This is a genomic window from Pseudomonadota bacterium, from assembly GCA_010028905.1.
GTDB lineage: Bacteria > Vulcanimicrobiota > Xenobia > RGZZ01 > RGZZ01 > RGZZ01.
Map to the genome: position 1 here is coordinate 1 of RGZZ01000847.1, position 1,267 is coordinate 1,267.

1 protein-coding gene is annotated in these 1,267 nt (G+C 66.2%); it reads left to right on the forward strand.

Features of this window, described 5'->3' with window-relative positions; translation table 11 throughout:
• Window positions 1-152: 152 nt before the first annotated feature.
• Window positions 153-1,004 (forward strand): hypothetical protein, encoded by an 852-nt coding sequence (locus EB084_25810; GenBank protein ID NDD31680.1) that lies wholly within the window; start codon window positions 153-155, stop codon window positions 1,002-1,004.
• Window positions 1,005-1,267: the final 263 nt, after the last annotated feature.

Sequence of the window (1,267 nt, forward strand, 5' to 3'; positions counted from 1 at the left end):
CGCTTGCATGCGCTTTCCCCACAACTCGCCGCTTGCATGCGCTTTCCCCACAATCGCGCCGTCTTGGCAGGGGAATCTCTAAATTCGGCAAAGAGAGGACCGCTTCGAAGCAAACACTTTCGCAGCTTCGCGCACTCGCACACTGCGCCAAGATGCTCACCTGCCTCCTCAGTGGCTCCTCTGCCCTTCTGCTCGGCTCGGCTGCCGCTCCTTCCCCGCGCGTTGCATCGCCCATCATGCAGCAGGCCCTCGGGCGCCAGCAGGCTTACGGCACGCAGTCCTACACCGGTGGCATGGTGCCCACGCGCCAGTACGAGAGGGCGGCGGAGTCCGCCATCCTCGTGCAGGGCGGCTCGCTGCGCACGTGGTCGTACCGCTCGCCGTCCGTGGAGCAGGTGCAGGTCGTTCTCAGCACTGAGGGCCGCCCGCTCGACGCCGACATCGAGCTCTGGCACGGCCCCGACAACACGCCATGCAAGATGCGCGTGTATGTCGAGAACGGCCAGCTCCGCCCCTTCTCGGCGGTGATCGAGACGCCGCGCGGCCCGAACACCGTGGCCATCCGCAACATCGGTCAGATCGAGTTCCCCATCGCCGCGAACGTGATCGCCGATCAGGTCGACAGCCCGTCGCCCGACTGCATCCAGGCGTCCGCGACCATCCAGGGTGGCGCGCTCCGCACGTACCCGTTCGACCCGACCGTCGACAGCGTGCAGATCCTGCTCAAGACCGACGGCCGCCCGCTCAACGCGCGCATCGAGCTGCTTCAGGGCCCGAACAACAACAAGCAGGTCATCGAGCTCTACACCGAGGACGGCCTCGACCGGCCCTTCTTCTGCGTGCTCGAGACGCCGGGTGCGGGCAACGTCGTCCGCATCGTCAACACCGCGCCTGTCGAGTTCCCGATGACCGCGGGCGTCGTGCCCGGCTCGATCAACCAGGAGATGGGCTCGGGCGCCATCCTCGGTGGCGATGTTGTCCTCGGCGGCGACGCCCGCTGGTAAGCGCCATGCGATCGAGGGGGGTAGCGCTGTGCATGCACGTGATCGAGCCAGGTGCTCGTCGCCACCGCTCGCGTCCGCGCGCAATGCATGGGCGGTGGCGTAGCGTACCGAGTGTCATGCGAACTCATCAAGGGGGTGATGGATGGTCGGGAGGTGGCATCAGACGTGAGGTCGCACTGCGCACGTACAGTAAGCTGTATGTCTCGACTGTGTCGGGCGAGTCCCGCGTGCTAGTAGGTTTGGCATGCGGCTGGCGCAGTAAT